Here is a 6,954-nt window from a genome sequence, read left to right as displayed (position 1 = left end):
TGAATAAACCTGATTACGGACCATAATGTGTCAACCATGTCTGCGCACATGTGTCAGCGATGTGTCCGGTCTCTACAGAAGGATCAAAAAGGAACCAAAAAATCCTCGCTCCATTCATCCGGCCCTACGCTTCGCTCCGGGTCCCCTCACTCCGGCCTTGCTCCCGGGAGGACCGCGCTGCAGGGCCCATCCTGGGCCCCAGCGCTTGACGGGCATCCATGCCCGTCACCTCCCTCCGCAAGGCCTGCGTTCGGCCTCCTGAAGTCGCGAAGGTACGAGCGGCGCCTGGGCTGACGCAGCTGTCGCTAGCAGGCTATGGGGGTAATCTCTTGATCGCCGAAGCCGAAGCCGAAGCCGAAGCCGAAGCCGAAGCCGAAGCCAGCCCGTATGTCGCTCGGAAGATCAATACGCTTAAGCGCGCTCACCACAAAGATCCAGCGCGAACCAATGCTCCGCCGCCTGCACATCCAGCCCCGCGCCCAACAGCGCAAACAGCTTGCCCAGTGCGGCTTCGCGGGTCATGCCACCGCCGCTGACCAGCCCGGTGTCACGCAGGCGGCTGCCGGCGGCATAGGTGTCGAACACCACCGAACCTTCCGGACACTGGCTGATGGCGACAATCATCACCCCGCCCTGACGGGCGTCATGCAGGACATCGAGCAGCGCCTGGTCGTCGGACGGCCCGGTACCACTGCCATAGCACTCCAGCACCAGCCCCTGGATACCGCTGTCGAACAAACCACGCAGGTGCTCGGCAGCCAGGCCCGGGAACACCGGCATGACCGCCAGCTTGACCGTCTGGCGCGGCTGGCGATAGTCCAGGCGGGCCGGCAGTTCTGGAGCGCGCTCGCCGTCACGGTGGCGGGGCAGCACGGTGAAGGCGTCGAACGCCTCGCTGCGCAGCTTCGAAGCGCGGCAGCCGTGCAGCAACTGACCGTGGAAGTACAGCTGCACGCCGTCCTCCAGGCCGTTTTCGAACAGGTTCAGGGCTCCGACAAGGTTGGCCCAGGCATCGCTGTCCGGCGCGCCGGCCGGCAGCATGGAACCGGTCAACAGCACCGGCGCCGGCAAACCCAGCAGCAGGAACGACAGGGCCGCGGCGCTGTAGGCCAAAGTATCGGTGCCATGCAGCACCAGCACGCCGTCGTGGCCGTCACGCTCGACCGCCTCGACGATGGCGTCGCGCATCGCCAGCCAGTTGGCCTGTTGCATGTTGGCGCTGTCGATCAGCGGGTTCAGTTCACGCAGCGACCAGTGCACATTCGGCGCATCGCCGCAGGCGGCGAAATGTTCGCGCATGCGCGTTTCAAAGCCACCGGCCGGCGCGAGGCCTTCGGCGGTCTGCAACATGCCGATGGTGCCACCGGTGTAAAGGACGAGAAGATTCTTGACTGCACGCATGGGAATTTTCCGTAGCGATGTAGCGAAAGAAAGGGCAGCCGCCCACGGACGGGGCGGCTGGGGCAGGGGAGAATATCAGCGCTGAGCGTGCGCCTGAACGGCGGCTTTGTCAGTGGCTGTTTCAGCCTGCGGATTGGCCGGCCAGGCGGCACGGTCCAGGTCCAGGTCGGTGAACTTGCTGGAGTCGAACACCGGCTGCTTGATGCCGGCCTTGCGCTGTGCGTCGTAGTCGCGCATTACGCGCAGGCCGACCTTGAACAGCATGGCCAGGGCGATCAGGTTGACGAACGCCAGGCAGGTCATGGTGATGTCGGCGAAGGCGAACACGGTCGACAGGTCCTGCGTCGAACCCCACACCACCAGCGCCAGCACCAGGCCGCGGAAGGTCATCAGCACGGCGCGGTTGCGGCTGAGGAACTGCAGGCTGTTCTCGCCCAGGTAGTAGTTGTAGAGAATGCAGGTGAAGACGAACAGCGACAGCGCGACGCTGACGAACACGCGGCCCCAGTCACCGACCACGGCGGCCAGCGAGTTCTGGGTCAGGACGATGCCGTCACCTTCGAAGCCCGGGGTGTAGAAGCCCGACAGCAGGATCAGCAGCGCGGTGCAGGTGCAGATCACGAAGGTGTCGAGGAACACGCTGAAGGCCTGGACCACGCCCTGGGCGCCAGGGTGTTTCACGGCGGCCACGGCGGCGACGTTCGGCGCGCTGCCCAGGCCTGCTTCGTTGGCGAACACGCCACGCTTCACGCCCATGACGATGGCGCTGCCCAGCAGGCCAGCGAACGCAGGGTCGAGGCCGAAGGCGCTCTTGAAGATGGTTTCCAGCATGGCCGGGACGTGTTCGATCTGGGTGCCGATCACGTACAGGGTCACGCCGATGTAGGCCAGGGTCTTGACCGGTACCAGCAGATCGGACACCGCGGCGATGCGCTTGATACCGCCGATGAAGGTCAGGGCCAGCAGGGCTGCCAGGACGATACCGGTGTGCTTCGGATCGAAGGCAAAGGCGTTCTGCAGCGAGTGGGTCACGGTGTACGACTGCAGGCCGATGAAGGCGAAGCCGTAGGTGACCAGCAGCAGGATCGAGAACACGATCGCCATGCTTTTCAGCTTCAGGCCGTGCTGGATGTAGTACGCCGGGCCGCCGCGGTACAGGCCGTCGCCGTCGGCGCGCTTGTAGACCTGGGCCAGGGTGCATTCGAAGAAGCTGCTGGACATACCCACCAGCGCAGTGACCCACATCCAGAACACGGCGCCTGGGCCGCCGAGGGTCACGGCGATACCGACACCGGCGATGTTACCGGCGCCGACGCGACCGGCCAGGCTCAGCATCAGGGCCTGGAACGAGCTCAGTTGGCCTGCCTGGCCGCGAAGGGATTCCTTGAAGACACCGAACATATGGCCGAAATGGCGGAACTGGACGAACCGCGAGCGGATCGTGAAGTAACTGCCGAGACCGACAATCAGCACGATGAGAAGCTTCCCCGAAAGGAAATCGTTGAGTGCTTCGAGCATTGGGAAATGACCTCGATTCTTATTCTTCGCGTGGAAAGACCAGCGGGCGGCAGGCGCACCGCTTTTCATTGGGGGCGCATGGTTGGCTATGACAACTGTGGTTACAATTTCGCGGGTTGCTCCATTTTGGTGCGACTTGATGCTAGAATGGCGTCACTCGCATCATCCGGACCCGCGCATCATGGGCGATCACTTCGCTATCAACCTCAAATTGGCCTGCAGTCACTACCGCTCTATCTCCGAGGTTTGCCGGCAGCTGTCGATCAATCGCGCGCAGTTCAACAAGTACCTGAGCGGCCAGAGCCGCCCGACGGCCTACAACCTCAAGCGCATCGGCGACTTCTTCGGCGTCGAGGATTACGAGCTGGGTCTGCCGCCCGAGCAGTTCGCCCGCTTGATCGGCGCACGCAACCAGGATCAGCGGGTCGGCTTCCAGGACGACCCGATCAGCGAACTGTTCAAGCCGCTGCATAAAGAAGCCGGCAACCTGTCGCGCTATTGCGGCTATTACTTCGAATACTCCAACTGCATGTCGGTGCCGGGCTCGATCCTGGTGTCGCTGGTGCACCTGTGGGAGGAGCGCGGCAGCTTTTTGTTCGAGCGCCAGGAACGCCAGGAGCGCAGCAGCGGCCTGGACCAGCACGCCGAGGTGCGTTGTCGCTACCTCGGCGCGGCGTTCCAGCTGCAGGACCGGATGTTCCTGATCGACTACGAGTCGCTCACCCTCAACGAGATGAGCCAGACCGTCCTCATTCCCAGCTTCAAGAGCCGCATCAGCCGCCTGAACGGCCTCAAGACCGGGGTCTCCAGCGGTGACCGGCGCAATCCGGCGTGCACCCGGGTGGTGTGGGAATACCTGGGCGAGGAGATCAATCGCATCAACGCCTTCCGGCAGATCAAGCTGTACCGCCCGGACGATCCGCGCATCGACGACGACATCCGTGACCGGCTGAGCGCGGGGATGGTCAGCAACGGGTTGTTCGAGATCGAATAGCCATGTCGCACAGGGAGCCATGATTGCGCGGCCAGCGCGCATCCTGTGGGAGCGGCTTTAGCCGCGAAGCAAGCGACGCGGTGTATGGCACCGGCTTCGCCGGTGTTCGCGGCTAAAGCCGCTCCCACAGGTCCCTGCTAAATCAGTAATTCATGTGCAGATCCATGAAAAGCGGGCAGGACTAGTCGAGAATGAACGCCGCCACCGCATCGGCCACCTGGTCGGCTACCTCGGGCCGGTCGCGCAGGTGCGCGGCGATGCCATGGTCGCAGTCGGTGAGCATCAGGCACTCCACATGGGGCGCCGGCACCGAGCGCAGCAAGGCGTGGGTGACCTCCTCGGGAATCGGGCTGTAGCGCTCGACGCCCGCCAGCCGCCGGGTACCGGCCGAGGTGCCGGGCCTCTGGCCGTGGACCCTGGAGTTGAGCCCGTCGTACTCGCCGATCACCAGCAGCACTCGGCCCTGGAACTGGCGCAGAAAGGCATAGCTGTCGCAGTCAAGGAAGGCAAAAGGTTTGCGGATGGCCTCGCTGAAGGCCGGCCCGAAGGGCGCGGCATGGGCCGCGTCGGGGTAGACCGCCGGGCAGATCAGCACCAGCTTGCGCACGCTGGGGCGCTGGGCGGCCAGCTTCAGGGCGATGGCGGCGCCCAGACTATGGCCGACCAGGGTGTCGCTGCGCGCGTCCAGATGCCGGTGAAAGCGCAGGGCCTCCTGCAGGTTGCTGGCCAGCGAGGCGTCCTTCGCCCCGGGCTCGCTGGCCAGGCTATGGCCGGAGAGGTTGCCGGTCAGCGAGCCGATGCCCTGCTGCTGGAGACGGTAGAGCAACGGGTTGAGGCGGGTGAAGTCGGAGCGTGCGCCGCCGACCACGAAGACCGTGGGGGCACGTTCGGCGTCTGGCAGCAGCAGGCGCGCCTGCTGGCGATAGTCGGCAAAATTTTCGTCGATGAACCGCTCCGGGCCGGGCGCGGGCTCGTCGAATTGCCAGCTGGCGCGTTGTGCAGTGTTCAGTTCGGCATCCATGTTGATCTCCTTGAACAGGCCTGGCGCAGTATAAGTAGCTGTCGGCAAAGGCGGAATACCGCCCCGACCGGTGCCAATCGGTATGCGGCGCGCGCCAGGCCTTGCCTGGGTTGGACTTCCCCTGCCGGAAACAGCAAAATGAACCCTTTCCTCCATCGACCAGACCGGACCTGTTGACTCTATGCGTATGCGCCTGATGCTGTTGGGTGGTGGCAATGCCCTCGGGCAAGCGCTGATTCGTCTCGGGGCCGAGGAAGACATCGCCTTCCTGGCGCCTCGCCCGCCGGAAAACGGCTGGGATCCGGCCAGCCTGACCCTGCTGCTCGACGAGCAACGTCCGCACGCCGTGGTCAACCTGGCCTATTATTTCGACTGGTTCCAGGCCGAGTCCGTCAGCGAGCAACGCCTGGCCCAGCAGGAGCGGGCGGTGGAGCGACTCGCCGAGCTGTGCCAGCACCACGAGATGATCCTTGTGCAACCGTCCAGCTACCGTGTGTTCGACGGCTCGCGCGCCACTGCCTACAGCGAGAAGGACGAGCCGGTGCCGCTCGGCCTGCGCGGCCAGGCGCTCTGGCGCATCGAGCAGAGCGTGCGCGCCACCTGTCCACAGCATGTGCTGCTGCGCTTCGGTTGGCTGCTTGACGAAAGCATCGACGGCGCGCTCGGGCGCTTCCTGACCCGCGCCGAACAGCCCCAGGAACTGCTGCTGGCCGATGACCGGCGCGGCAACCCGACGCCGGTGGATGATGCCGCGCGGGTGATCCTCTCGGTGCTCAAGCAGCTCGATTGCCAGGCGCCGCTGTGGGGCACCTACCACTATGCTGGCAACGAGGCCACCACGCCGCTGGTGCTGGGCCAGGCGATCCTCACCGAGGCCACCCAGTGGCGCAAGCTGGCCGTGCAGGCGCCGACCGCCCAGGCCCACGCCGCCCGCCCGGATGCCAGCGAGGAGCCGCAGCACGCGGTGCTGGCCTGCAAGAAGATCCTTCACACCTTCGGCATCAAGCCCCGCGCCTGGCGCGCCGGCTTGCCGCCCCTACTGGACCGATTCTACCGACATGGCTGACGCCCCCATCCTGATCACCGGCGGTGCCGGCTTTATTGGCTCCCACCTGTGCGATGCGTTGCTGGAGAAAGGCTACGCGGTGCGTATCCTCGACGACCTGTCGACCGGCAAGCGCAGCAACCTGCAGCTCGGCCATCCGCGCCTGGAGCTGCTCGAAGGCGATGTCGCCGACGCCGCCCTGGTGGCCCGTGCCGCCAATGGTTGCCAGGCAGTGGTGCACCTGGCTGCGGTGGCCTCGGTGCAGGCCTCGGTGGAAAACCCGGTGAAGACCCACCAGAGCAATTTCATCGGCACGCTCAACGTCTGCGAGGCGATGCGCCTGAACGGCATCCGTCGCGTATTGTTCGCCTCCAGTGCGGCGGTGTACGGCAACAATGGCGAGGGCCAGTCGATTGCCGAGGACACGCCCAAGGCACCGTTGACCCCCTATGCGGTGGACAAGCTGGCCAGCGAGCAGTACCTGGACTTCTACCGCCGCCAGCATGGGCTGGAGCCGGTGGTGTTCCGCTTCTTCAATATCTTCGGGCCGCGCCAGGATCCTTCCTCGCCGTATTCGGGGGTGATCAGCATCTTCTGCGAGCGCGCCACCCGGGGTGCGCCGATCACCGTGTTCGGTGATGGCGAGCAGACCCGCGACTTCCTGTTCGTCGGCGATCTGGTTCAGGTGATGGTGCAGGCGCTTGAACAGCCGGTGGTGGAAGAGGGCGCGGTGAATATCGGCCTGAACCAGGCGACTTCGCTGAACCAGCTGCTCAAGGCGCTGGAGCAGGTGGTGGGCGGTTTGCCTGCGGTCAGCTACGCTCAGGCCCGCTCGGGCGATATCCGCCATTCGCGGGCGGGCAATGCGCGCTTGCTGGCACGTTTCGCGTTCCCTGAGCCGACGCCGTTCGTCGAGGGGCTGGCGCGGTTGCTCGGCAAGGCCTGAATCTCTATTGCATGTAGGAGCGGCCTTGT

General features: G+C 65.0%; 6 protein-coding genes. 3 read left to right on the top strand and 3 right to left on the bottom strand.

Features of this window, described 5'->3' with window-relative positions; genetic code table 11:
- Positions 1-411: 411 nt before the first annotated feature.
- Positions 412-1,401 (bottom strand): asparaginase, encoded by a 990-nt coding sequence (locus LU671_RS20255; RefSeq protein WP_232856669.1) that lies wholly within the window; start codon positions 1,399-1,401, stop codon positions 412-414.
- A gap of 75 nt (positions 1,402-1,476) precedes the next feature.
- Positions 1,477-2,919 (bottom strand): alanine/glycine:cation symporter family protein, encoded by a 1,443-nt coding sequence (locus LU671_RS20250; protein WP_050703570.1) that lies wholly within the window; start codon positions 2,917-2,919, stop codon positions 1,477-1,479.
- Positions 2,920-3,100: 181 nt separating this feature from the next.
- Here LU671_RS20250 and LU671_RS20245 point away from each other — a divergent pair, with 181 nt between their 5' ends.
- Complete coding sequence (locus tag LU671_RS20245) at positions 3,101-3,913, top strand: helix-turn-helix domain-containing protein (protein WP_203652580.1); 813 nt, start codon at positions 3,101-3,103, stop codon at positions 3,911-3,913.
- A gap of 181 nt (positions 3,914-4,094) precedes the next feature.
- On the opposite strand, the gene LU671_RS20240 is transcribed toward LU671_RS20245, so the two are convergent.
- Complete coding sequence (locus LU671_RS20240) at positions 4,095-4,934, bottom strand: alpha/beta hydrolase (RefSeq protein WP_232856668.1); 840 nt, start codon at positions 4,932-4,934, stop codon at positions 4,095-4,097.
- Between the two features lie 181 nt (positions 4,935-5,115).
- On the opposite strand from LU671_RS20240, the gene LU671_RS20235 reads away from it, so the two are divergent.
- Complete coding sequence (locus tag LU671_RS20235) at positions 5,116-6,000, top strand: sugar nucleotide-binding protein (RefSeq protein WP_028690262.1); 885 nt, start codon at positions 5,116-5,118, stop codon at positions 5,998-6,000.
- Positions 5,993-6,925 (top strand): NAD-dependent epimerase/dehydratase family protein, encoded by a 933-nt coding sequence (locus LU671_RS20230; protein WP_232856667.1) that lies wholly within the window; start codon positions 5,993-5,995, stop codon positions 6,923-6,925. The genes LU671_RS20235 and LU671_RS20230 overlap by 8 nt, the downstream gene beginning before the upstream one ends.
- The last annotated feature ends 29 nt before the right edge of the window (positions 6,926-6,954 follow it).

Origin of the sequence: Pseudomonas sp. NMI760_13 (assembly GCF_021283245.1) — a bacterium.
GTDB classification, from domain to species: Bacteria; Pseudomonadota; Gammaproteobacteria; order Pseudomonadales; family Pseudomonadaceae; genus Aquipseudomonas; species Aquipseudomonas peradeniyensis.
This window is presented reverse-complemented; position numbering and strand designations above follow the sequence as displayed.

Coding starts and splice junctions, on each gene's coding strand:
- LU671_RS20245 (WP_203652580.1), top strand. CDS start 3,101: ATGGGCGATCACTTCGCTATCAACCTCAAATTGGCCTGCAGTCACTAC.
- LU671_RS20235 (WP_028690262.1), top strand. CDS start 5,116: ATGCGTATGCGCCTGATGCTGTTGGGTGGTGGCAATGCCCTCGGGCAA.
- LU671_RS20240 (WP_232856668.1), bottom strand. CDS start 4,934: ATGGATGCCGAACTGAACACTGCACAACGCGCCAGCTGGCAATTCGAC.
- LU671_RS20230 (WP_232856667.1), top strand. CDS start 5,993: ATGGCTGACGCCCCCATCCTGATCACCGGCGGTGCCGGCTTTATTGGC.
- LU671_RS20250 (WP_050703570.1), bottom strand. CDS start 2,919: ATGCTCGAAGCACTCAACGATTTCCTTTCGGGGAAGCTTCTCATCGTG.
- LU671_RS20255 (WP_232856669.1), bottom strand. CDS start 1,401: ATGCGTGCAGTCAAGAATCTTCTCGTCCTTTACACCGGTGGCACCATC.